The organism is Psychrobacter sp. van23A (genome assembly GCF_030845275.1).
Lineage (GTDB): Bacteria > Pseudomonadota > Gammaproteobacteria > Pseudomonadales > Moraxellaceae > Psychrobacter > Psychrobacter faecalis.
In genome coordinates this window covers 77,830-103,018 of the sequence record NZ_CP132595.1, presented here as the reverse complement: position 1 = coordinate 103,018, position 25,189 = coordinate 77,830, and the positions used below count along the sequence as shown (strand labels likewise).

The 25,189-nt window shown below is 43.4% G+C and carries 23 protein-coding genes, 2 tRNA genes and 1 pseudogene; 11 read left to right on the top strand and 15 right to left on the bottom strand.

All coding sequences use genetic code 11. From position 1 onward, the window contains the following. Window positions 1-442: 442 nt before the first annotated feature. The 13 genes from rpsO to tpiA all read right to left on the bottom strand — a co-directional run bounded on the left by rpsO (window position 443) and on the right by tpiA (window position 11,557). The gene (rpsO, locus tag RAH45_RS00450) at window positions 443-709 is read right to left on the bottom strand and encodes a 30S ribosomal protein S15 (RefSeq protein WP_068407892.1); all 267 of its coding nucleotides are present in this window, start codon (window positions 707-709) and stop codon (window positions 443-445) included. Between the two features lie 298 nt (window positions 710-1,007). Continuing rightward, on the bottom strand, window positions 1,008-1,187 hold the full coding sequence (locus RAH45_RS00445; RefSeq protein WP_068407894.1) for a hypothetical protein: 180 nt from the start codon (window positions 1,185-1,187) through the stop codon (window positions 1,008-1,010). 85 nt (window positions 1,188-1,272) lie between these two features. After that, window positions 1,273-1,434, bottom strand: coding sequence for a hypothetical protein (locus RAH45_RS00440; protein WP_156508534.1), 162 nt, complete (start codon window positions 1,432-1,434; stop codon window positions 1,273-1,275). Window positions 1,435-1,593: 159 nt separating this feature from the next. Next, window positions 1,594-2,118 carry a type 1 glutamine amidotransferase domain-containing protein gene (locus RAH45_RS00435; protein ID WP_068407895.1) on the bottom strand — a complete coding sequence of 175 codons (525 nt, stop codon included), beginning with the start codon at window positions 2,116-2,118 and terminating at the stop codon, window positions 1,594-1,596. A gap of 352 nt (window positions 2,119-2,470) precedes the next feature. Further along, a complete protein-coding gene (truB, locus tag RAH45_RS00430) occupies window positions 2,471-3,532 on the bottom strand; it encodes a tRNA pseudouridine(55) synthase TruB (protein WP_068407896.1) in 1,062 nt (353 codons plus the stop codon). Between the two features lie 8 nt (window positions 3,533-3,540). Continuing rightward, window positions 3,541-3,945 (bottom strand): ribosome-binding factor A, encoded by a 405-nt coding sequence (locus RAH45_RS00425; protein WP_068407899.1) that lies wholly within the window; start codon window positions 3,943-3,945, stop codon window positions 3,541-3,543. A gap of 154 nt (window positions 3,946-4,099) precedes the next feature. Then, a complete protein-coding gene (gene infB / locus RAH45_RS00420) occupies window positions 4,100-6,826 on the bottom strand; it encodes a translation initiation factor IF-2 (RefSeq protein WP_068407901.1) in 2,727 nt (908 codons plus the stop codon). Between the two features lie 164 nt (window positions 6,827-6,990). Further along, complete coding sequence (gene nusA, locus RAH45_RS00415; protein ID WP_068407903.1) at window positions 6,991-8,475, bottom strand: transcription termination factor NusA; 1,485 nt, start codon at window positions 8,473-8,475, stop codon at window positions 6,991-6,993. A gap of 129 nt (window positions 8,476-8,604) precedes the next feature. Further along, window positions 8,605-9,105 carry a ribosome maturation factor RimP gene (gene rimP, locus RAH45_RS00410; RefSeq protein WP_068407904.1) on the bottom strand — a complete coding sequence of 167 codons (501 nt, stop codon included), beginning with the start codon at window positions 9,103-9,105 and terminating at the stop codon, window positions 8,605-8,607. 565 nt (window positions 9,106-9,670) lie between these two features. Continuing rightward, window positions 9,671-9,747 (bottom strand) — tRNA-Met (locus tag RAH45_RS00405). A gap of 152 nt (window positions 9,748-9,899) precedes the next feature. Next, window positions 9,900-9,984, bottom strand: a tRNA-Leu gene (locus RAH45_RS00400). A 197-nt stretch (window positions 9,985-10,181) separates the two neighbouring features. After that, the gene (gene secG, locus RAH45_RS00395; protein ID WP_025652589.1) at window positions 10,182-10,490 is read right to left on the bottom strand and encodes a preprotein translocase subunit SecG; all 309 of its coding nucleotides are present in this window, start codon (window positions 10,488-10,490) and stop codon (window positions 10,182-10,184) included. Window positions 10,491-10,756: 266 nt separating this feature from the next. Continuing rightward, entirely contained in the window at window positions 10,757-11,557 is an 801-nt protein-coding gene (tpiA, locus tag RAH45_RS00390) for a triose-phosphate isomerase (protein ID WP_082894377.1), read from the bottom strand. A 464-nt stretch (window positions 11,558-12,021) separates the two neighbouring features. On the opposite strand from tpiA, the gene pilB reads away from it, so the two are divergent. The 4 genes and pseudogenes from pilB to coaE all read left to right on the top strand — a co-directional run bounded on the left by pilB (window position 12,022) and on the right by coaE (window position 16,833). After that, window positions 12,022-13,656 (top strand): type IV-A pilus assembly ATPase PilB, encoded by a 1,635-nt coding sequence (gene pilB, locus RAH45_RS00385; protein ID WP_068407905.1) that lies wholly within the window; start codon window positions 12,022-12,024, stop codon window positions 13,654-13,656. A gap of 222 nt (window positions 13,657-13,878) precedes the next feature. After that, a pseudogene (locus RAH45_RS00380) lies at window positions 13,879-15,102 on the top strand (type II secretion system F family protein). A 25-nt stretch (window positions 15,103-15,127) separates the two neighbouring features. Continuing rightward, the gene (locus RAH45_RS00375; protein WP_068407907.1) at window positions 15,128-16,027 is read left to right on the top strand and encodes a prepilin peptidase; all 900 of its coding nucleotides are present in this window, start codon (window positions 15,128-15,130) and stop codon (window positions 16,025-16,027) included. 116 nt (window positions 16,028-16,143) lie between these two features. Further along, window positions 16,144-16,833: a dephospho-CoA kinase gene (coaE, locus tag RAH45_RS00370; RefSeq protein WP_068407908.1), complete on the top strand. Its 690-nt coding sequence runs from the start codon at window positions 16,144-16,146 to the stop codon at window positions 16,831-16,833. Here the strand turns inward: coaE and rlmB are convergent. Next, window positions 16,796-17,566, bottom strand: a complete 771-nt coding sequence (gene rlmB, locus RAH45_RS00365; protein WP_068407911.1) for a 23S rRNA (guanosine(2251)-2'-O)-methyltransferase RlmB — start codon at window positions 17,564-17,566, stop codon at window positions 16,796-16,798. The genes coaE and rlmB overlap by 38 nt on opposite strands. Before the next feature lie 364 nt (window positions 17,567-17,930). Next, complete coding sequence (locus RAH45_RS00360; protein ID WP_068407914.1) at window positions 17,931-18,266, bottom strand: pyrimidine/purine nucleoside phosphorylase; 336 nt, start codon at window positions 18,264-18,266, stop codon at window positions 17,931-17,933. A gap of 547 nt (window positions 18,267-18,813) precedes the next feature. On the opposite strand from RAH45_RS00360, the gene recN reads away from it, so the two are divergent. The 7 genes from recN (at window position 18,814) to xerD (ending at window position 25,175) form a co-directional block, all read left to right on the top strand. After that, entirely contained in the window at window positions 18,814-20,493 is a 1,680-nt protein-coding gene (recN, locus tag RAH45_RS00355; protein WP_068407916.1) for a DNA repair protein RecN, read from the top strand. 203 nt (window positions 20,494-20,696) lie between these two features. Beyond that, window positions 20,697-21,260, top strand: a complete 564-nt coding sequence (locus RAH45_RS00350) for a YqgE/AlgH family protein (RefSeq protein WP_068407919.1) — start codon at window positions 20,697-20,699, stop codon at window positions 21,258-21,260. A 72-nt stretch (window positions 21,261-21,332) separates the two neighbouring features. Beyond that, window positions 21,333-21,887: a Holliday junction resolvase RuvX gene (gene ruvX / locus RAH45_RS00345; RefSeq protein ID WP_068407922.1), complete on the top strand. Its 555-nt coding sequence runs from the start codon at window positions 21,333-21,335 to the stop codon at window positions 21,885-21,887. Window positions 21,888-21,976: 89 nt separating this feature from the next. Continuing rightward, the gene (locus RAH45_RS00340; RefSeq protein WP_068407925.1) at window positions 21,977-22,456 is read left to right on the top strand and encodes a hypothetical protein; all 480 of its coding nucleotides are present in this window, start codon (window positions 21,977-21,979) and stop codon (window positions 22,454-22,456) included. Between the two features lie 76 nt (window positions 22,457-22,532). Continuing rightward, on the top strand, window positions 22,533-22,859 hold the full coding sequence (gene tusA / locus RAH45_RS00335; RefSeq protein WP_068407927.1) for a sulfurtransferase TusA: 327 nt from the start codon (window positions 22,533-22,535) through the stop codon (window positions 22,857-22,859). A 106-nt stretch (window positions 22,860-22,965) separates the two neighbouring features. Further along, entirely contained in the window at window positions 22,966-24,198 is a 1,233-nt protein-coding gene (locus tag RAH45_RS00330; protein WP_068407933.1) for a methyltransferase, read from the top strand. A gap of 38 nt (window positions 24,199-24,236) precedes the next feature. Continuing rightward, the gene (gene xerD, locus RAH45_RS00325) at window positions 24,237-25,175 is read left to right on the top strand and encodes a site-specific tyrosine recombinase XerD (protein ID WP_068407934.1); all 939 of its coding nucleotides are present in this window, start codon (window positions 24,237-24,239) and stop codon (window positions 25,173-25,175) included. Window positions 25,176-25,189 lie beyond the last annotated feature (14 nt).

Here is a 25,189-nt window from a genome sequence, read left to right as displayed (position 1 = left end):
ATTTGCTGACTAAAATCTGCTTTGCTAGCCACTGTTTGATAAATAATACTCATCACGATAAACCTTATAAATAATTAATCGAGCGCGAATACTACTCTCAAACTCATAAGGCATTATTTTACAGTGATTTATAGCCATTGACCAATGAAATGCCAAACTGTCTGTTTGCGCATTACCGTTATGAGCATTTCAGTATAAAAAAGTCGGTTAAAATAGGAGTTTGTCACATTAAACGTATGCCGCTAAGGCATAATTTTTTAACAGTCAAACTCATATAAATACGCATAAAAAAACGGCGTGAAACTATTCCACACCGTCTTTAGAGAAAATCTATTTTATCGAGCTTAGCAAGCAAATACCAAGTGGCTTAGCAAAAAATCTAAAATCTTGCCACATTCTGGCATATTCTATATTAGCGACCACTCGTACTATTGTCGCCAAATTAACGACGTAGACCTAATTGGCTAATAAGGGTGGTATAACGACCAAGGTCTTTACCTTTTAAGTAGTCAAGCAGTTTACGGCGCGTGTTAACCATACGGATAAGACCACGACGGCTATGATGGTCCGCTTTGTGCTCTTTAAAATGGTTCTGTAAATCGTTGATACGAGCACTCAATAGTGCTACTTGAACTTCTGGAGAACCAGTGTCGTTTTCGCCACGTTGGTATTGAGCAATGATTTGTTCACGATCAGAATTGGTTAGCATAAATCTCTCCGGCAATGCTAAATGTACTAAGATACTTTCAATTTAAAGCATCTAGGCACAATAGAATAAAAATAAAAAGTTTAACCGTCATTCAGGACAACCCTGCATTACTAGAGTTGACCTAGTGTACGACAAACTTATCAATTAGAACGTTTAGTTAAGAATAAAGCGAAAATTAAACGTGACAGCGATTATAACAAAAAACTGCTGAACTAGCAGCAGTTTTTATAGTAGTTTTACAATTTTTGCAGAGAAAAATTGATTAAGGTCTAAATTTATAAGACTAACGTTTCAGCAACTATTTATCCTTCTTAACGTCGTCCTGCGTAGCATTACCGCCAAGCTCATTATCTTCAAGAGGAGCCGTCGTTGCTTCCGCTAAACTAGCTGGAATATTATCTTTTTTAGGATTGATATCTTCGGCTTGTTGTTTAATTTTTTTCTCTTGCGCGTCCATGTTGCCTTTTGAGTCAGTCATAAATACTCCCAGTTATCATTATTTTTGTATATTTTTACTAACTATCTTATTAATAATCAGCAGATTCAATAAATTACGGAGTTAACTATTTTTCTTCTTTAGCATTTTTTAAATTATCAGCAATACGGTCTGCAGCCGCTTCAGTATCTTGCGTATGATTATCTTCTGTTTGGCCCTTTAGGGCAGCAGTCGCTGATTCTGAACGTTGTTGCTCAAGCTTGGTATCGTTCGGATTAGGATTTGACATAATAATTTCCTTTTCTGTAGTTATGAATTCTGTAGTTATGAATTCTGTAGTTATGATTTTAAAGTTATGGTAATTTCGTAAAATCAATATAAATAAAGCGTTAATAAATAGTAGCTGCTTCTTTTAGGTTAATCTATAAAATTTAATTGGCTTATTAATCTAAGATAGCGCTTTATCAATAGCAGCGACAAAATCGTTAATATCATCTGGATTACGTGAGGTAATTAAATTACCATCCACTTGCACGCTTTTATCGACGAAATTTGCGCCCGCATTTTCTAAATCGGTCTGTAACGAGTGATAAGCTGTTAAGGTTTTACCTTTAGCAATGCCTGTATTGATTAATACCCAAGGCGCGTGGCAAATGACCGCTAATGGTTTACCTGCATCGTTAATAGCATTAATAATACTGTGCGCTTCTTCGTTACCGCGTATGGTATCGGCATTCACCGTGCCACCTGGCAAAACCAGTGCCTCATAATCAGCAACGTTAGCGTCTTTAGCAAATATATCTGCAGTGAAGGTATCACCCTTATTGACGTCCTGCTGCATGCCTTGGACTTCTTTGTCTTTATTGGTCGTAATGAGGACTGTTTTATAACCTTTATCTTTTAATTGGTTGTTAACTTCTTCATATTCAGCTTGTTCGAAGTTATTATGTAATAAGAAAGCAATGGTTTTCATAATAATCCTTATATTTTAGATTTCAACTTTAGGTATGAGTATTTTTAAAATACATTTTTTATTATTAATCTCAGATACTTTTTATATTAGTTAATGTCTTTTTATTTTTATTTATACTGCTTTTTTATAATTCTAATATTTAATAAAATCCCATTTTTATGATTTTTATTTCCTTATATTTTTTATATCCTTGTCACACTTTCCGTAGCTGACTTAACTAAGGTACAAAAAAAGCAGGTTTCACTATAGGTGAAACCTGCAATAAAATGTGATGATATGTGATTAGTGTAAACTCTTAGTAAGTTTGACCCAATTTCAGTTATGGCTACTACCGCTTATTTAAGCATTAACGCTACAACTGGATAAGCTTTTTGGGCTGTAAGCGCCCGTTTAGGCTTACCGCTCCTAAACCTATAAACTGCCCTTGCTCATCTATAAGACGAATATCTACGGGCATTTCATGAGGTAATAAGGTTTCACTATCTTCTTTGTCACCGTCATTTTCATAATGCTGTTGTTCGATAGCCGTTGTAATATAGCTTCGTATATCGTCCGTCAGCTGCTCGGTGACATTTAGGCGCTGTCCCATATGAACACGGGCGCACTGCTCTGTGGTTAAGGTAAGCTCAGTATCAAGGGTGATACAAGCATCAACGGGTAATAGGTGGGTTAGGCGACTCTCAAGCGACAACGCTTCTAGATTGGCCAAACCAATCGCATTATCAATCTTAAAACTACCAACCTTTAGGCGCCGTAAAGCGGTGAGATGCCCTAGCGTGCCAAGGGTTTTAGCGATATCTTCTGCCAATACTCGTACGTATGTACCTTTCGAGCAAGTCACTGTCAACTGAATTTGTTGCGCATCGATTGCGGTTAAATCAATGGCTTTAATGACAATATCTCTTGCGGGCCGCTCAATCTCAATACCTGCTCGCGCATATTCATACAATTTTTTGCCATCTTTTTTTAGCGCCGAATACATCGGAGGAATTTGCTGCTGTGGCCCTAAAAATTGCTGAGCAATGTTTTCTAATATGGCATGATCAAACTGTGGAATAAGTGCTTCAGCAACAATCTGCCCGTCGGCATCACCCGTATCGGTTTGACTACCCAAAAGAATGGTTGCTTGATAAGTTTTATCGGCATCGAGTTGATAGTGACTAAACTTAGTGGCCTCACCTAAGCAAATGGGCAATAAACCCGTTGCCATCGGATCGAGTGTGCCTGTATGACCAGCTTTTTTACTGTCATGGTTGGGTGATTTAAACAGGTATTTCACCTTTGACACTACTTGTTGCGAGGTCATACCTTGCGGCTTATCCACTAATATTACGCCCGAGACTTTGATTTTCTCAGGCGTTTTAAGCGTTTTTGCAGCGGCTAGCGTAGAGGTGTTAGTAGAGGCGGTCGACATAATAGCTATTACTCGTTAATTTCTTGCTCATCAGACTCGTTTTGCTCAGTTTTGGTCACAGCCTTATTGATAAGATCCATCATATAGTTGCCACGCGCCGTCACTTCATCATAATGAAAGCGTAAACGCGGTGTGGTACGCGTTTTTAGACTGTGGCTTAATTCGGTACGCAAAAAACCCGCCGCTTTATTGAGGACCTTGATGCTGTCTTCATGGCTAGATTTGGTCATCGCATCGTTAAGCTCAGGCTCCATGATGGTGACGTAAATATCTGCGTAACCCAAGTCTGGGCTGACTTTAACGCTAGAGATAGTGACAAAGCCCGTCAAACGCGGGTCATTGACTTCATCACGGATAAGGACCGCAAGCTCACGCTGAATCTGATCAGCCAAGCGTTGTAAACGTTGATTCATGTTATTACCTTACTTTAATGTAGCTTATTTTTTATTGATGAGTAGGTTTGCTTAGTAACAAATTTTAGGACTAGCATTTGCTAAAAAAGGCCTAGCAGGGTGTACCTGTTAGGCCTAAGTACAGCTGAATATTAAGAATTGTCAAACGACTACTTTAGATAGTACGAGCGAATTCTTGGATTTCAAAGACTTCGATTTTATCGCCCGCTTCGACGTCGTAACCACGAACCGCTAGACCACACTCCATACCGGTACGTACTTCATTAACGTCTTCTTTATAACGACGTAATGATTGCAATTGACCCGTAAAGATAACTTGGTCATCACGCAAGACGCGGATAGGTTTGTTGCGATAAATCGTTCCTTCAACCACCATACAACCGGCAGCAGCACCAAACTTACTAGAACGGAATACTTCGCGAACCTCAGCAACACCCAAGATTTTCTCACGATGTTCTGGCGCTAGCATACCACTCATTGCCGCTTTGACATCATCAATCAAGCCATAGATAACGCTGTAATAGCGGATATCCATTTTAGCAGCGTCCGCTTTACGGCGTGCGGTTGCGTCTGCACGGACGTTAAAGCCTAATAATACCGCTTCGCTCGATTCAGCCAATGTCACATCAGATTCAGAAATTGGACCAACGCCTGAGCTAATCACTCGAACTTTAACTTCATCCGTCGATAACTCATTTAAAGCCGCAAGTAACGCTTCAAGCGAACCACGCACGTCAGTTTTTAAGACGATATTTAAGAATGACACATCGCCTTGTTCCATCTGATCAAACATGCTCTCTAGACGCATGGCGTTCTGACGTTCAAGCTGGCGCTCGCGCTCACGGTTGGTTCTAAAATCTGCCACTTCACGGGCTTTTTTCTCGTCGGTTAAGACTAAGAACTCGCTACCAGCAGCGGGTGTTTCAGGTAAACCTAATATCTCTACAGGGATAGACGGACCAGCAGATTTGATTCGTTGACCATTTTCATCGGTCATGGCACGAACCTTACCGTAATGCTCACCTGCTAGTACTAAGTCGCCCTGTTTTAAGGTACCTTTTTTAACTAGGACACTGACAACTGGCCCGCGACCTTTTTCAAGTCGTGATTCAATAACAACGCCTTGGGCAGCACCATCTAGCGGTGCTTCTAGCTCCATTAGCTCAGCTTGTAGACTGATAAGCTCTAGTAGCTCATCAATACCGTCACCCGTTTTGGCTGAGATACGCGCCATTGGGGTATCACCGCCCCATTCTTCTGAAACCACTTCTTTAGCAGTGAGTTCATTAAGTACGCGATCAGGATCGGCGCTTGGCTTATCCATTTTGTTGATAGCAACGATGATAGGCGTACCAGCAGCGCGCGCATGATCAATCGCTTCTTCGGTTTGTGGCATCATACCATCATCGGCAGCGACAACGATGACAACGATATCCGTCGCCTGTGCACCGCGCGAACGCATCGCACTAAAGGCGGCGTGACCTGGGGTATCAAGGAAAGTGATAACACCGCGATCGGTCTTCACATGGTAAGCACCGATATGCTGAGTAATACCGCCAGCTTCACCGGTAGCAACTTTCGTTGTGCGGATTTTATCAAGTAATGAGGTTTTACCGTGGTCAACGTGACCCATGATAGTCACAACTGGTGGACGCGTTTGCACGTTACTGCTACGCTCATCTACCGCATCTTGTAGATCGTCTTCAACTTTGGTATCACTAACCGGTACTGGGTTGTGACCCATTTCTTCAACAATCAGACTAGCTGTTGCTTGATCAATAGTGTCGGACTCGCGTGCGATTTCACCCATTTTCATGAGCAATTTGGTCACTTCGCGAGCTTTAACCGCCATACGCTGTGCTAAATCAGAAACCGTAATGTGTTCACTGATTTCAACATCGTAAACGATTTTATCGACTGGTTTTTCAAACTTATGCTGTGAGGCTTGCGTTGAGCGTAAACCGTTTTTACGGTTTTTGATTTCACGCTCGTCTTGATTCTTACGGCGACCACGACCGCGAGCACTGGTGCTACTGGTACCGCGTTTGATTTCGCGACGTTCTTTTTCAAACGATTCTTCTAAAGCATCGCCGACCAAACCTTCGGCTAACGGCTCATCTTTACGCACTTCAGTAGCCGGCTGATCGGTATATTTACCGGCCATTTTACGCATTTGCTCAAGGGTACGCTTTTGCGCTTCTTCGGCTTGCGCACGGCGGGTCTCTGCTTCGATTTCACGCAGACGCGCTTCCTCGACTTCACGAGCTTCGCGAGCTTTACGCTCTGCTGCCGTTTCAACTTTTGGTTTCGTCGCGGCAACTTTTTTCTTCGGCTGCTCTTTCGGTTTAACTTCTACCGCCGCTTTACCGCCTTTTTTCACCACTACTGAGGTTGAGATATCGTCATTCTTATCGTCTGACTTTTTGCTCGAACCTAAGCTTGCACGCATCGCTGCCAACGTAGCCGCTTGACGTTCTTCCGCTTTTTTCTTAGTAGCGGCACGCTCTTCTGCTTCTTTAGTTGCACGCTCTTGTGCTTCAATCATGGCTTGTTCGCGCGCTGCCAATTCTTCCGCCATCTTTTCTGGATCAGGCTTCTCGAATACTTTCTTTTTGCGCACTTCTACATTAACGCTCTTAGATTTACCTGAAGAGCCGGTCACGCGTGCGGTGCTGGTCGTCTTAGATTTCAGGCTAATACGTCGCTTTTCTTGCTGGCCATGACTTTGCTTTAAATACGTCACCAACTTCTCTTGCTCAAGCTCGGTGACTAGGTCATCCTCTGCGCGAGCAGGCAGTCCAGCATCTACCAGTTGCTGTTGTACAGCACTTGCGGTTTTGCCTACCATATCTGCCAGTTCTTTGACGGTCTTATCTGCCATTTATTATCACCTACTGTCTATTATTTGCTATATGTTCAATTCAGTTGTTGGCTACAAATGATTGGGTTAAGGCTAGTATTTGTAACGCATTTGATTGGGTTACGTCATACCAGCCCTTATTATCGATAGCATATCACTAAAAGACAGCGATATGCAGTTACCGCTTATTCATTGAACCAAGATTCCCGAGCTTTCATGATGAGTTTTCCTGCGGTTTCACTATCTAAACCTTCGATATCTTCTAGATCGAAGACGGCTTGTTCTGCCAAGTCATCGACAGTAATGATGTCTTTTTGTGCCATTTTATAAGCCCAACTGACTGTCATTCCTTCAAGATCTTGTAGTTCTTGACTTGGCTCTTTCATGTTCTGTTGTTTGACCAATTCATCGGCAATGACCACTTCTTTGGCACGCTCTTGAATCATGTCAATCGCTTCGTCGTCTAGGCCTTCGATATCATAAAAGGTTTCGACTGGTACATAAGCGACTTCTTCAATACTGGTAAAACCAATATCAACCAGCGCTTGGGCAAGATCTTTATCGACCTCTAAGCGCTCATAAAATAACTCAATAAAGGCCTTGCTTTCGTTTTCTTGACGTTGCTGATATTCTTCCTCTAACATCATATTGAGCTTATAGCCGGTTAACTCAGAGGCTAAACGTACGTTTTGACCTTGTGAGCCAATCGCCCGCGCCAATTGATCATTGGTGCTAAAGATAATATCCGCCGTTTGCGTGTCTTCATCGAGAATAATACTGCTGACGTCCGCTGGCTCTAGCGCACTGATGATAAATTGGGCTGGGTCATCTGACCACACCACCACATCAATACGTTCGCCATCAAGCTCTTGTTGTACCGCTTGGATACGCGTACCACGCATACCAATACAAGCGCCAACGGGATCAATACGATGATCGTTGGTTTTAACCGCTATTTTAGCACGCGTACCCGGCAAACGCGCGACATTGCGAATTTCAATAATTTGTTCGGCAATTTCAGGCACTTCTTTTTGCATCAATGCTGAGAGCATTTCAGGGTGCGTGCGTGATAACAATAACTGGGCGCCGCGGTTTTCGCGGTTAACATGGTACAAAATGGCATTGATACGAGATTTTGGGCGCAATTGTTCACGAGGTAGCATCTGATCACGTGACAAATAGCCTTCAGCGTTGTCACCTAAATCAATGATATAACCATCGCGCGTTTGTTTTTTAACTTCGCCATACATCATCTCGCCAATACGTGGCTCAAAAGCGTCGGCTACTAAATTGCGCTCTGCTTCACGGATTTTTTGAATGATAACTTGCTTGGCTTGCGTAGCTGCAATACGACCAAATTCAATCGATTCAATCTGCTCTTCTTTAATATCACCAATTGACCATTCGTCTTGGTCAAGATCGGTAATCGCCAGCTGACACGCAGGCATCTCATGGTCTTCATCTGCAACCACTGTCCAATAACGATAAGTATCATAATCGCCCGTCGCACGGTCAATAGCAACCCGTACCGCTACTTCTGGCTGATCGGTATAGACTTTTTTCTTCGTGGATACCACCAAAGCATCTTCGATTGCTTCAAAGATGTCTTCAGGATTTAAGCCCTTTTCATTACTGACAGTTTCTACTACCGTTAAGATTTCACGACTCATGCTATACCTGTCCTATCGTTTTATAATTGACTTAAACTTTATCGTTAATGTGTTGACGTTATATTTTCACCATAAGCCAAAGGCTGTTTGGAGAGTAAAATATTCATTTATCAAGCTACTGTTTTTAAACTAAGCATCTTCATAAATCAAGTTGGCTTTGTCAATATTGCTTAATGCAATCTCAAACTGCTCACCATCAGTGGCGGTCAGTTTTAAAGAAGTGTCATCAATACTGTCTAAAGTACCAGTTGCTTTGCGGCGTTTTTTATCGCCTTCACCAATCGCTTGGATCAAACGCAAGCTAACGGTTTGACCGACATAATCACGCATTTGCTCATCTGAGAAAAAGGCACGATCAAAACCTGGCGACGATACTTCTAAAATATACTCACCAGCAATCGGGTCATGAACTTCAAGAATACCGCTCACTTGATGATTTACCGCGGCGCAGTCCTCGATGGTCACTTGCTTATCTTGGGCTTGGTCTTCTGGCAATGCCTCAATATAAATGCGTAACAACGAGCGACGACCTTGTGGCGCAAATTCAATACCCCATAGCGCCACATCACAAGCAGCAACTGCAGGAGCAATAATATTGGTCAGTTCTGTAACTTTTGTCGAAAGCTTCATAATCTATTTATCTTTTCCTATTCACTTCTCGAACATAGCGAGTTAAGTGTTTTTAATTTTATGCATCGAACTTTTATAAGTTCAAAATTTATTAAAAGCGCTTTATTAATCAAAATCTTATGAATCAGAGTCTTATCAATCAAAGCTTTGTTAAGCATTGTCTTATATAGACAAGAATATTACTTCAGCAATAATTATCATTCTATTCTTAAAACGTAACTATTATGCCTGGCCTTATATACTAGGCGTTTTATGACTCGTGCTTTTATATAGGGATGAGCATAAAAAACATCAAGCTCAACCAGACAATGCCTTTATTATTTATAAAGCAGAACTATCGATAAAAGCGTGAGGAGTAAAGGATAGTATGCTTACCAAGCATCGCGCCGGTCGCGGCAGATGATGGTTAGTAACGAATAGCATCGCACTCTATAGAGATAGAGCTTAGCATAAGTAGGATAGATATCGCGATAACACCGACCATCAGATACAAAAAAACCCACAAACATAATGGTGGGCTAATCGTTACTGACAAATTTAGTGTACAAAACATCAGTATAAAAAGTGGTAGCGGGGGCTGGATTTGAACCAACGACCTTCGGGTTATGAGCCCGACGAGCTACCAGACTGCTCCACCCCGCATCAATCTAGAACGCATATTATAGAGAGGTTTTAGAGGGCTGTCAATACTTATTTTAGATAATAATCAAATTAAGCATTAATGACGATGAACCCTGCTTTCTATAATGTTTGAGTACAACAACGTTCAAGTAAAACATCATACAAATAAAGCTTGGTGCGATTGGGGGGACTTGAACCCCCACAGCTTGCGCCACCACCCCCTCAAGATGGCGTGTCTACCAATTCCACCACAATCGCATTTTTCTTACTACTCTGTTTTTGAGCTTTAACCTTTTATAACCGATGCATAAGGAAAGCAACGAAAGTTAAAGACCACTAAAAACAGAGAAGCATTGTAAATCTAACATCTTAAAATAGCAAGTACTGCCTGAATTAAAAGATAACTGCTAAAAATATCTGTCAAAACAATTAAACAGATACTAACGCCAATATAACTACTGAGGATTTTGTGTCAGCGGGCGTGGCGTTTGCGGCGCTGATACTGGCGCATCTAAACGAAACTGGTCTTCTGCTTGTTTACGTGCATGTACGGCAAGCGTCATACTGGTGATAAAAAATATCACCGTTAATACTGCAGTGGCACGCGTCAAAAAGTTTGCAGTGCCGGCGGCGCCAAATACAGTACCTGATGAGCCCGCACCAAAAGAAGCTCCGGCGTCTGCCCCTTTACCATGCTGTATCAAAATCAAGCCAATCATGGCAATCGCCACGATAATGTGCAGGGCTAATATAAACGTAAACATGGTGGCCTCTTTTGCCGCGTAATGACGACTGATAACGTAAAATAAATCGTAGGATTAAATAATGTAAATAACTGGCGTTTAACGATTGACCTCTAATATGGCCAATAACGCCAAACCAGTTGTGTAAATAAAGCAATCATCTAAATAAGGCGCATTGTACACGATTGCAAGGTCACTGTTAAAGCCACTTTTGCCAACTGCGAAAGACATTTTTTGAGCAAAGTTATTGTTCAATATGGATTAAATTGTAATTTTACTGAATACGACTACGCTTTATTGCCGCCAAAAGCCTTAGCAATCGCTAAAAAACTTTCTGCTTTTAGCGATGCGCCGCCAACCAATGCCCCATCAATCATGCTATCAGCAGCAAAACTGTCGGCATTGTCAGCATTGACGCTACCACCGTATAAAACCGTTATGTTGTCTAATTCGCCATTGAAGCTCGCAAGGGTTTGCTTAATATGTTGATGTGTCGCACTTACTTCAGCGACGGTTGGTACTTTGCCCGTACCAATTGCCCAAACTGGCTCATAAGCGATGATTAAACGCTCTGACAAGTTTGTAGCAAGTTCAGGATTTTGTGCAAGTAAATCTTTAATCACCGCTAATTGCGCATCAATGACTGCCAGCGTTTCTTTGGCATCATACTGCGCTTGGGTTTCGCCAATGCAAAATATCACGCCTAAGTTTTGTGTGAGGGCGTGAGCCATTTTTTGCAATAAGCAATCATGAGATTCTTGATGGTATTGACGGCGCTCAGAGTGTCCCAGTATCGTCCATGTTGCGCCAGTATCAGCAATTTGCTGCGCTGAACAATCACCGGTATAAGCGCCGGTACTGGCACTATAGGCGCTTATATCTTGAGCGGCGCTCAGTATTGAACTACCTTTTAGCCGCTCACTGACAGCCGTCAAATGAATCAGGCTCGGGGCGATCATCAATTGACAATCAGCGTTATCAGGCTGCTCTTTTGTGCTAACAGCCATTAATAAGTCATCTAGTAGCGCCTTGACGTCATGGCTCGTCGCTGGATTCTGCTTCCAATTTCCAATTACCCAAGCTTGCATACCTATATACCTTATCTTATCTATTGCTGCCAATATGGCTTATATGCGCGCAAGTATAACAAATATTTCCTAAGTGCTATAGTTATAGTATGAGGCGCTCAAAGTTGGAACTGATTTTGCATAAAATTATTTTAAATAAGTATTTGGCACATTGACGTTTTTAGCAGATTAGTCATCTTATACGCTATATAAAGTCTTTTAACTCTAAAAAATTCCTATATCATTCTATTTATAGAAAATAAAACCAAGGCAATCAATCATTTGTTTTTAGAATAAATGTTACTAATCAATGTAGCGATTATAAATAAGCTACTGGTGTTATATATAGTAGATGCTTTGGTTTCGGTAAAAAATACAGCCCATTTGGTATCACGCATAGAGAGGTCTTAATGTCTATCACAGCCAGTAAATATGGTGGTTTAGCGTAGCAGTTAATTAGCGAAGGCATCGTCAGCGAAGCGCATATGAAAACCGCGCAAACAGAATCACAACAGCAGAAAATGGGCTTGGTTCCCTATTTGGTTGACAATAAGCTGGCCAATGCTTATCAAGTAGCGCAGATGCTATCGCAAGCGTTTGGTGATCCTTTGTTTGATCTTGATGCCTTAAGCTCAGATGTCATTCCAAAAAACTTGGTCGATGAAAAAATCGTACGTAAGTTCAACGCCCTACCACTGTTTAAACGCGGGCAACGCTTATTTGTGGCATTGAGTGACCCGACCCGTATCGATGCCATCGACGCTATTGCCTTTAACTCGCGCCTGTCTATCGAGACTGTCGTCGTTGAAGAAGATAAGCTCAAAAAGCGTATTGAGAATCTGTACGCTGATACCATGCAAAGTTTTGATAGCTTTTCTGACAGCGATTTAAATATTGGCTTTAATGAAAGCGAAGAAGACGAAGGCGAAACCAAACTTAGCGACGGCGTCGATGAAGCGCCCGTGGTGAAGTTTGTTAATAAAATGTTGGTTGATGCCATTCGTATGGGCGCCTCGGACCTACATTTTGAACCTTATGAAAAAACCTATCGCGTGCGCTTTCGTGTCGATGGCGTCATGCAAAAAATGGCCAGTCCGCCGGTACAACTTGCGGGTAAAATTGCCGCGCGTCTAAAAGTCATGTCGCAAATGGACATCTCTGAGCGCCGTGTACCGCAAGATGGTCGTATTAAGCTTAAAATCTCTAAAGACAAAGCCATCGATTTCCGCGTAAACTCCCTACCTACCTTATTTGGCGAAAAGCTGGTTTTACGTATTTTGGATCCATCATCTGCCATGCTTGGTATTGAAGCATTAGGTTATGAGCCCGACCAAAAAGAGATGTTTTTAGAAGCCTTACATAAGCCTCAAGGTATGCTGCTGATTACTGGTCCTACTGGTTCAGGTAAAACCGTCTCCCTTTATACCGGTATTAATATTTTAAATACTGGCGAGACCAATATCTCAACCGCCGAAGACCCCGTTGAGATTAATCTTGAAGGTATCAATCAGGTCAACGTTAACCCGAAAGTCGGTTTAACCTTTGCCAATGCGCTCAAATCATTCTTACGTCAAGATCCTGATATCGTCATGGTCGGTGAGATTCGTGACCTTGAAACGGCTGAGATTGCGATTAAAGCAGCACAAACTGGACATATGGTGCTGTCTACCCTGCATACCAATTCTGCCCCTGAAACCTTGACGCGTTTGCGCAATATGGGAGTTGCCTCATTTAACATTGCAACGTCAGTGAACTTGGTTATTGCCCAGCGATTGGCAAGACGTTTATGCAAAAATTGCAAAAAACCCATCAATATACCGCGCCAAAGCTTGCTTGAGCTTGGTTTTACCGATGCTGATTTAGACAACCCAGACAATGTCATTTATGAACCTATTGGCTGTAATGAATGCCGTGAAGGCTACAAAGGCCGTGTCGGTATTTATGAAGTGATGAAAGTCAGCCCCGATATTTCGCGCATTATTATGGAAGATGGTAACGCCATAGATATCAAAGACGCTGCCCTTAAAAACGGCTTTAGAGATTTACGCCGCTCGGGTATTTTAAAGGTGCTGCAAGGGGTAACCAGTATTCAAGAAATGATGCGCGTGACTTCTGAATAACGACCGTCGAAAAACAAAAAGTTCCAACTCGTGATTTTGAGCCTTTATGTTTATGAATTAGTAATATTGTTTAACAGATATACTTAGATATAAAACAGATATATACTGGCTTTTTTCGCTAGAATAAAGTAAGCCAAAGGGAAAGTTGCTGAAATTATCCTGCTTTTATAGGTTTGCAACTTCTTGTTGATTCTTTCCATGACAAATTACAAGGGTAGTAACATGGCCAAAGCTAAAACCGACATGCTATTAGACTTTGTCTATGATGGAGTCAATCGGCGTGGGCAAAAAGTAAAAGGCGAAACCACCAGTCGTAGCTTGGAGTTGGCAAAAGCAACCTAGCGCAAACAAGGTATCACCGTTAAAGCCATCAAGAAAAAACCCAAGCCTTTATACACCTTTAAAAAGTCTATTAAACCGATTGATATTGCTATTTTTGCGCGGCAGTTGGCAACTATGATGAAAGCTGGCATGCCATTAACCCAGTCTTTTGAGATTGTTGCTGATTCTCTTGATAACCCGAGCATGAAAGATTTGGTCTTACAAATAAAAGCCGATATTGAAGCTGGTGGTACCTTTGCTTCAGCACTGCGTAAACATCCACGCTATTTTGATGACCTTTTTTGCTCGCTTGTTGATTCTGGCGAGCAGTCCGGTTCGTTAGAGACCATGCTAGAGCGGGTTGCAACCTATAAAGAAAAAAGTGAGCTGTTAAAAGCCAAAATTAAAAAAGCGATGAAATATCCTATCGCCGTTATTGTCGTTGCCATTATCGTCACTATTATTCTACTGGTTAAAGTTGTTCCTGTATTTGCCGATTTATTTGGTTCATTTGGTGCCGAACTACCTGCGTTTACTCAGATGGTAGTAGGGATGTCAGAATGGATGCAATCTTGGTGGTTTATTTTAATCGTACTGATTGGTGGCGCCGTCATTGGCTTTTCAGAAGCTAAAAAACGCTCTAAGAAGTTCCGTGATTTCTTAGACCGTGCGGTATTAAAAGCACCCATATTTGGCAATATTGCTTATCAAGCGGTTATCGCTCGCTTTGCGCGTACATTATCGACCACTTTTGCTGCTGGTGTACCCCTGATTGATGCTTTAGATTCTACCGCTGGCGCTGCAAATAACGTAGTCTTTTATAACGCCATTCAGCAAATAAAAAACGATGTTTCAACCGGTCAGCAATTGCAATTTTCGATACGCTCAACCAACTTATTCCCAAGTATGGCGATTCAAATGGTTGGTACTGGTGAAGAATCAGGTAGCTTAGAAGAGATGCTCGATAAAGTTGCGGTCTATTACGAAAACGAAGTCGATAACGCTGTTGATGGTTTGACCAGCTTAATGGAGCCGTTAATTATGGCGGTGCTCGGTGTATTGGTTGGCGGCTTAGTGATTGCCATGTATTTACCAATCTTCCAAATGGGCTCAGTGGTAGGCTAACAGCCACTGCAAGGAAAACGATTTCATGCAATTTCTTCAGTTATTACAAGAAAATATGACACTCGCTTTAATTATTTTTGGTCTACTTGGCCTCTGTGTCGGCAGCTTTTTAAATGTGGTAATTCATCGGACACCGCTTATGATGTTAACGGCTTGGCGGCAAGAATGTAGCCAGTTTATGGCTGAGCAAGCAGACATGCCACCTGAACATACGCGACCATTATCAGATATCGTCGCTGCTGATACTCCCATCACACTAAGCACACCTGCTTCACGCTGTCCGCACTGCGCCCATAAAATAAAGTGGTATGAAAACATCCCTTTAATAAGCTGGCTTATATTACGCGGGCGCTGCTCAGACTGTAAAGCTGCTATCGGACTGCGTTATCCTATTGTTGAGCTGGTAACTGCTCTGCTATCTATGTTGGTCATTTATCAGTTTGGCGTCAGCGCCGCAGGATTATCAGCATTGATTTTGGTCTGGACGCTGGTTGCTTTAACGGGTATCGATTTTGATACCCAGCTATTGCCTGACCGCCTGACCTTTCCTTTAGCGGGCTTAGGATTGGCGGTAAATTCGCAAGGCTGGTTTGTCTCACCTACGCAGTCAATCTGGGGACTTTTACTTGGCTTTTTATCTTTGTGGGTCGTGGTAAAAATCTTTTATTTCATTACGAAAAAACACGGCATGGGACAAGGCGATTTTAAATTACTAGCCGTCTTGGGTGCTTGGCTTGGGCCTATGATGTTGCCACTCATTATCTTGCTCTCCTCCCTATTAGGTTCTATCGTCGGGATTATTCTGATGAAAAAACAAGGAGAAAGTCGTCCTTTTGCTTTTGGTCCTTATATCGCCATTGCTGGTATCATTGCATTATTATACGGCCCAGATATCGTCAATTGGTATTTAGGAATGTACGCTTAAACCCCTATACTGACGCAAGTAGACGCGCAATTTCTCAAAAATGCGCTTTAACCTGCTAGAATAGGCTATTGGTATATTGTAGCCTCCCTCTTCTATCGGTTAAATAAGTCATTACTATGTCAAATTATGCCTCATCTTCATCTTATTCCTATCAGCCACAGTCGCCCCAATCCAAAAGCAAGACGTTAGTTGTCGGCTTGACCGGCGGTATCGGCAGCGGGAAGTCGGCGGCAAGCGATTGGTTCGCGCAGCAAGGGATTGATATTATTGATGCAGATGTGATTGCTCATCAAGTGGTCGCTAAAGGTAGCGCTACTTTACGTAAAATCAAAAGAAAATTTGGTGATTGGGTATTAAATGATGATGGGGAAATGGATCGCGCCGCCGTGCGCACTCATGTCTTCACCCATCCTGAAGCCTTAATTGAGCTTGAAGCCATCACCCATCCAGCCATACGCGAAGCGGCAAAGCTGCAACTAGCAGCCAGTACGTCGCCATATGTCGTGCTATCAGCGCCACTACTGATTGAGGCAGCAGAAGCGGGCCTTGCCAATTTATGCCAGCGTATATTGGTGATGGATGCCACCGAGGAAACTCAGCTTGCCCGTGCCAGCCAGCGCGATGAGCAAAGCGTGCAAAAGATTAAAGCCATTATGATTAATCAGCTCAGCCGCGAAGAGCGTAATCGTCATGCAGATGATGTGGTGCTTAACGAGAGCGATCTTGCGGCGCTATATTTACAGCTTGAGCCATTACATCAAAACTATCTTACGCTTGCCCAGCAGCTAAAGTTCGCTGCCGATTAATCTCATAGAGCGCCATACCAGTCGCCACACTCACATTTAAGCTTTGCAGGTTACCATGCTCGTTGCCTGACATCGGAATATAAACCAGCTCATCGCAGCTCTCCATCGTCAGGCGACGCATGCCCTCGCCCTCAGAGCCCATAATAATCGCAGTTTTACCCGTCATATCAGCAGCATGTATTGGCTTTGCCTCTGCATTTAATGCGGTGCCAAACACAAAGACGCCAGCATTTTTAATCTTGCTTAACGTACGAGCCAAATTGGTCACACTAACGATAGGCATCATCTCGGCAGCTCCTACCGATACTTTCGCAACCGTTGGCGTCAGGCTTGCCGCATGGTGTTTGGGGCAAATAACGGCATCAACGCCCATGGCCACTGCGGTACGTAAACACGCACCAAAGTTATGCGCGTCGGTAATTTGGTCGAGCACCAATAATAAGCATTGCTCACGCTTAGCAAGGGTATCCAATAAACCTTCGTCAGCGAAACCTAACGGACGCGCATTCAGTACCACGCCTTGATGCTGCGGGCTACCGCATAGCTGAGTAAGCTTATCTTTTTGTGTCGGTTGAATACTAATACCATTATCACGTGCTTGCGCCATAATCGCTTGTACGTGGCTGTCGCTCTCACGTCCTTGTTGGACAAATAAACTGAGTCCATCAAGCGGGCGATATTCGAGTAAGGCTTCAATCGCGTGAATGCCATAAAAATAGCTAGGTTTTGCCATAGTGGGTCTACAATATAAAAGTGGTATCGCGTACGGCGATAAAAAATAGGAAATATAGTCAGTCCTAAATAAAATCAGTACAAGTATGATGACCCGCTACTGGTATTCATTTTGCGCAGCCTCTGTCTGCGTAGGCACAGCAAGCAAGGAAAATGAATACCAGTAGCTCTATGTTCATCTTATAGCGGACTGCCTATATAACGATAATTGTAGCAATTAACGCGTGGCGAAACGAAAAATTATTAAAATAATTGCAAAAAAAAGAAATAAACCTTGGCGTAAGATTTATTTCTTCTAACTTGTTTATTTAAAGGGGTGGCAAGTTGTCTTGTAACACCTTTAATCGTATGATTTTTTAGCCAGCTTAACCTTCTAAATGACAAATATACTGCACGATTTCTTCTGTACGCAAATTAAAACCACTATTGCCTTCGACTACGAATGACTGTCCTGCGCGGTAGTAGCTAAATTCTTCCTCACCGTTTATTTTGACCTCACACTCACCGCTGATGATTTCGATGCGCTCCGAAGTATTGGTGCTAAAGTGATAGTGCTCAACCAAATTGTCGCAAGGCAAAATAACCCCGAGCGTTTTATGGCGACCGTCCTCAAACATAATGGTATGGCTTGAGCAACGACCATCGTAGGATATCGTGGCTTGAGCATTGACTGTTACATTGGTAAATTGCGCCGCTGTCATAGTGGCTTCCTTATCAAATAATTATTGCCAAACTAAAAGACCAAATTGAAAAACTAAATAGCAGAATAACTCATCGCTTAACTGACAGTTCTATTACAACTTTTTGACGATTCACTCTATATTTAGCTCGATATAACTGTTAACCAAATAAAGACTCGCATAGAGAATACACTATGAAAAGTAATGATGAAACGCTTACTTTGTCTAGCATGAACTCACCTCTCGTCTTTTACTAGAAACATCATAGATAGCAGATTGTATGAAAATCTGGTGGTAAGAGTTTATCATTATGTGAGATTATGCTACCACATTATATCTATAAAGTTTGTTACAGCGACTAGGAAAGTTGCGCTTATTGTTAAATGAATACCTAGCTTTGATTACCTTTAAAATTTGTATTTCCTACCTTTTGCCACCATAATATTTGCCAATTATCGTTATCTTATTAACACCATTTACCAAAGCTGTTTTTATTTATTTATCCTATTTTGTAGACCTAAAAATCAGCCTAATTGCTGATATTTATTGTCTGCCATGAGAGGCGTTGATGCTCGTATCATTAACTTTACAGCAGTTTGCATTGATTGCTCAGCATGAGCTGAGCATGGCTGAAGGCTTCAATGTCATCACCGGTGAGACAGGTGCTGGCAAGTCATTATTACTAGATGCGCTGTCTTTGTGCGTAGGTGAGCGCGCTGATAGTGCCATGGTCAGGCACGGCGCGGCGTATGCTGATATCTATGCGCAGTTTGATGTAGAAAATAATGACGTCGTGGCAGAATGGTTTGCCAAGAACGAGCGCCCTTTAGAAGAACCTGAAGTCTTGATTCGCCGTCAGCTTAGTAATACAGGACGCTCTAAAGCCTGGTTAAATGGCACGCCGGTCAGCTTAGCGGAACTTAAAAGCTTAGGCGCTTTATTGGTAAACATTCATAGTCAACATGCCCAGCAAGCCTTACTAAAGCCACAATTTGTGGTGCAATGGCTTGACGAGATGGCACAAATCACGCCACTTGCTGTACAAACGACCAGCAGCTATCAAGCTTATCAGCAGCTCAAACGCCGCGCTGATGATATCGCCAGCCGCGAAGCTCAGCGTCAAGATCGCATTCAATTGTTGCAAAGCCAGCTTGCTGATATTGCGCCGCTACTCGCGGTTGATTATGCAGAAGTAGAAGCGGAGCACGAAGAGCTGTCTAATATCGAAGCGTTGATGACGGAAGCCAGTCACGGTTTACACCTGCTCGATAATGACACCGATGAGCCGGATGTCATGACCTTGCTCGGGCAAGCAATTAAGCTTTGCGACAATCAAATGAGCGTCAGTCAAACCTTTGAGCAGGCGTCCGAACAGTTGCATTTGGCGCAGCAGCAAATCACTGAGGTCACAGGCTTGCTATCGGATTATGCGGAACAGCAATTACCCGACCCTGAGCGCTTGCAAACACTCGATAGCTTAATCAGTCTTGGGCACCGCTTGTCGCGTAAGCATGGCCTGCCCGCAAGCGATTTGATTGATGAAGCAAAGCAGTGGCAAGCGCAATTAGAACAGTTAGAAAACGAGCCAAGTAGTGATGCAATGGCAGCGCAAATCGAGCAAGCATGGCAAGAGTATTTGTCACTTGCCACTGAGCTTAATAAACAGCGCTCAAAAGCGGCGCCAAAAGTCAGTAAACAGCTGATTGCGCAATTACAACCGCTTGCCCTGCCAAATGCGCGCTGCGAGTTTGTCTTTACCAAAAAGACCGATCCTAGCCAGTATAATGGTCAAGGCTGCTATGATATCGATTTGTTGTTTAGCGCCAACGTCGGTATGCCGATGCAGCCGCTACATAAAATTGCCTCAGGTGGTGAGCTGTCGCGGATGGCACTGGTCATGCAAGTTCTGCAAGCGACCAATGCTAATAATAATGCTGCCAAGCCGATGCTCGTCTTTGATGAAGTGGACGTCGGTATCAGTGGCGGTACGGCGCAAGTGGTTGGTGAGCTGTTACGTGCGCTTGGGCAGACGCAGCAGTTATTGGCCATTACTCACCAAGCACAGGTTGCGGCGCAAGCGCATCAGCATATCTTGGTACAAAAACATCATGATGAGCAAACTGAGAGCGAGTTATTAATTTTGACCGATAGCGCGCAAGTCGATGAGCTGGCCCGTATGTCTGGCGGTGTGACCATCACTGATGTCACCCGTGACCATGCACGTAGCTTATTAAGTGATGTTAAATAATGATTATCGAGTGATGGCTACTAAATAGCTGGCAGGTACATGGTTAGTAGAAAATAACTCGCAAATAATGACCAGTCGAGAGTACAGTCTTTTAGCAAACAATCGCTAAATATTTGCTTTAGTTGATTTTTTACGCCTAAACGCCATATAGTGGTCTATCCTCTTAATAATTTCACCTTTAATATTAGGTTGCGTTTGTTTATATGTCTAAAGCCAATTTGACCCATCACTTCTTAATCGCGGCGCCCGAGCTGTCAGACCCACGGTTTGAGCAGGCGCTGATTTATATCTGTCGCCATGATAAACATGGGGCGCTTGGTCTGATGGTCAATCGTCCGATAGAGCAAGCGCGCGTCGGCAAACTGCTAGAAGACTTAGACATTGAGGTCACCGATCCGCAAGTAATGGAAGATATGGCGCTAGAAGGTGGGCCTATGTATCCAGAAGTCGGTTTTGTCCTGCATACCGGTCAACCAGAATGGGCGTCGTCTTTTGCCATCTCAGAAAACGTCTGTATTACTACCAGTCAAGATATTCTAAAACGCATCGCTGCTGGTCAAGGTGTCGGGCATTATCAGCTGTGCTTAGGTCATGCCAGCTGGGGTAAAAAACAGCTCGACCAAGAACTTGCGAGTGGCGACTGGCTGGTTTGTCCTGCGGATCTGAATTTACTGTTTGATACGCCATTTGCAGAGCGTTGGCAAATCGCTGCCGATAAGATTGGCGTTAATTTTGACTATTTGAGCAGCGATATTGGTCATGCCTAGCGTTATATATTAAGTGCTATATACTGAGCAGCATTTGCTTCATGAAGACAGAAACAGGAAGTACCCCAAATTATGGTCAATAGTATTCTTGCAGATAGCGCGGGCGCTATAACTACTGATAGCACAGACGCTATAACTACTGATAGCGCTACAGAGCCAACGATTAAGCCGCATCTAATTTTGGCGCTCGATTATGGCGTCAAAAAGATGGGGATGGCGCTAGGCAATTCTATTACCGAGACGGCGCGCGCCTTTGATATTTTGGCGATGAATAATGGTCAGCCGGATTGGGACAACCTGCTTGGTATTATCAAAGTTTGGGGCGTGGCAAAAGTGGTGGTCGGATTGCCACTCAATATGGATGGTAGCAGCTCAATGTTGTCCAAGCGGGCGCACAAATTTGCTCGTCGCTTAGCGCATAGAATTATGGAGCAGCGTTTACCCGTCATTGTCTCTCTCTGTGATGAACGTCTGACCTCAGTTGCGGCGCGTGAGATAGCTTGGGAGAATGGCTGGATTCAAAACGAGCGTGACCCGATTGATGATATCTCCGCCTGCATCCTGATGTCGACGTATTTTGCTGATCCGAGTAGCAGTCTCGCCATCGACGCCATTAAAGCGAATTAGTAGAAAGCGGTTGAATAGTACGCTAAATCCATGGCTAATATACCGCGCCTCTTCGCTATATCATCTAAACGAATAAATGACTGATTAATATGACCACTGTCTCAGATCCATCTTTGCAAAACAAGTCGCAACGTGGCTTTGCACCGCTAGCGATTGCGCGTATCAAAGGCGCGCAGCGAGCAAACCAGATAGCGATTTATCTTATTTATGCCGCTATTCTCGCCTTTATGGTCTTTGGCACCATTGCTAGTATCAAAGCCTTTCATAACAATCAGCTGCTTTATCAATTGTTCTATAACCTGCCCTACGCTTTGGTGGCGCTGACGATTCCTATTACTATTTATGATGCATTGGTGATTTATCGTTATCGCTTAAATCAGCCATCAATGATTGCCATGAGTATTGGTGTATCGACGGTTATATTACTTGGCGGGCTACTATTTGCCGATACTGCTTGGTTAGGATTGGCATGTTGGCTTGGGGTGGCGTTTTTATTTAAGGTGAGCTTTAAGCGCTTTTTTAACTTTTTAGACGCTGAAGAAACGTCTGAAAATGTTAAAGAAACATAAAACTTCCTGATAAAAATGCCATCACTAATAAAGAACTGAAAACATTCACCATATTTTATTGATTTAAAAAACGACTATGACAACTTCAACATCTGATAGTACCATTCAACATCATTTAGATACCCAAGGGCTGATTTGCCCTGAGCCGGTGATGATGCTACATCGAACCATACGTAATGCCGAAGCTGGCGCAGTGATTGAAATACTCGCTACAGATCCTGCGACCACTCGCGATATTCCTAATTTTTGCCGTCATTTGGGGCATGAGCTTGTAAAGCAAGAAACGCTTGCTGAAAATGTGCCGTTAAATATTGATCCTGATGAAATCACAATTACGGACGATGATGATGCACCTATTAACGCCACGCTTTATCGCTATTTGGTGAAGAAAAAGAATGCTTAAATGCATTTGATTGAGCTTAAAGCACTCATAGCATCAACGCACTAATAGCATCCAGATATCTTTGCTTTGTACGAAACATATCATTCACAAATTAAAGGTAGATAGCATGTTAGCGCCCCAAAAGCAGTATGTGCAGTGGCTCGAAAACAAAGACGGCAGCGAGACGTTACATCAAGCACTTTGGTTGTCGGAAAGCAATCATGCGCCGCCTGCGCGTATTGTGTTGGTCGATGATAAAACGACCGCCGATGAGGCTTATCGCTTGGCTTGCGGAGGCACTTCACTACTGTGGCGTGGTGACTTTCATAATGCACGGCAACTGCTACAAGCGCTCAATCGACGCATCGAGCGTACCAATGAGCGCTCTGAGCTACGTAAAATAAAAAAAGCAGCAAATCAATCTGCAAAATCCAATAAAAATGTAGATAAATCTTCAGAGTTATCCAAAAGTATTCCTAACTTATTTCATCAGCAGCGCCAATTGCAAGCCCAGCGTGCGCGCATATTAAGCCGTCTGCTACTCGAGCTTGATGCCAATTATGTCAGCCAATTACGCCGCGCCCCTGATATGAGTGCGGCTTGCATAGCTGCTTTTGGTCAGTTGGATAATGAACTGAATGAGTCGTATGTGCTGTCTTTTCGTGACCTACAAGGAGCGCTTGGTGCAGCGCAGTGGCGCGAAAAAGGCGTTCCGATTGATGGTTTAGATTTATCGATATTCCCGCATTATGGTGTCTTTGCCCCAACCCGCCATGAATATGTGCAGCTATTACTCGAGGCGCCACTGCCAGATACTTGTGATGTCGCTTATGATATCGGTACGGGCACTGGCTTGCTGGCTATTATCTTAGCGCAGCGCGGTGTCAAACAAGTAATTGCCACCGACTTAAATCCGCGAGCTTTAACCTGCGCCAGCGAAAATTTTACGCGATTAGAATTAGCTAATGTACAGTTGCAACAGGTGGATTTATATTCAACGGATGCGCCACTCGCTAATTTAATTGTCTGTAATCCGCCTTGGCTACCCGCTAAGCCAAGCTCGCCGTTAGAGTATGCCGTTTATGATGCCAATAGCAAAATGCTGCGTGGGGTTTTGCAGGGCGCGAAATCTCATTTAGCTAAGCAAGGAGAAGTCTGGTTGATTCTGTCGGATTTGGCTGAGCATTTACAATTACGCACTCGTGAGGAATTATTAGGCTGGTTTGCTGATAGTGGTTTGAAAGTAAAATACCGCCTCAATACCAAACCTAAGCATAGTCGCAGCCAAGATGAGTCTGATCCACTATTTGCAGCGAGGAGTAGCGAGATTACTTCATTATGGTGCTTAGAACCTGCCTAATCTTTAATAATTGATAATTAATCATTGAGTATCAAATTATGAGCCGCGACCGCGCCGTCCAACAGCGCCAACCTAAAGCGCTAGCCGTCGATGACGAGCCAGCTTACATCACCGAGTTTCGGCAAGCAATGCTCGCCCGCGGTTTAGCAACGCGGACGCGTAATGCTTATGTGCGCGATTTACGTTCTTGCGAGCTGACCAATCCTATCGCGCTGACGAAATGGCAGCCTGAAGACGTGCTGCACTGTTTATCAACCCTTACCATCGAGGGCAAAACGCCGCGCACGCAAGCACGTACGCTGTCAAGCTTGCGCCAGTTCTACCTTTGGATGATTGCTAGTAATTTGCGTGAGGACAATCCGTGTGAGCGTATCAAAAGCCCCAAATTAGGTCGTCCACTGCCAAAGGATTTGAGCGAGGCCGATGTCGATAACCTCCTCGCTGCACCTGATAGCAGCACGGCGCTCGGTCTACGTGATAAAGCCATGTTAGAGGTGCTCTATGCTTGTGGTCTGCGCGTCAGCGAGCTGATTAATCTGTCGCTTGAGCAAGTCAATCTAAACGCTGGTTGGCTACAAATTACCGGTAAAGGCAATAAAACCCGCTTAGTGCCACTCGGCGAATATGCAGCAGATGCGCTAGAAGATTATCTAACGCACGCTCGTGGCGATTTGATTGCGCATTTGAAATCTGGTAATTGCCAAGCGGTGTTTTTGACCGCGCAAGGCGGCTATATGACACGGCAGAACTTTTGGTATCTATTAAAGAAATACGCCAAAGTTGCCAGCATAGATAAAGAGCTATCACCGCATACCCTACGCCATGCTTTCGCCACCCATTTACTCAATCATGGCGCAGACCTGCGTAGCGTGCAGTTATTACTGGGGCACAGTGATTTATCAACCACACAGATTTATACTCATGTGGCGACGGCGAGATTGCAGAAGTTGCATGCCGAGCATCATCCGCGCGGTTAGAATTGAAATTAAAG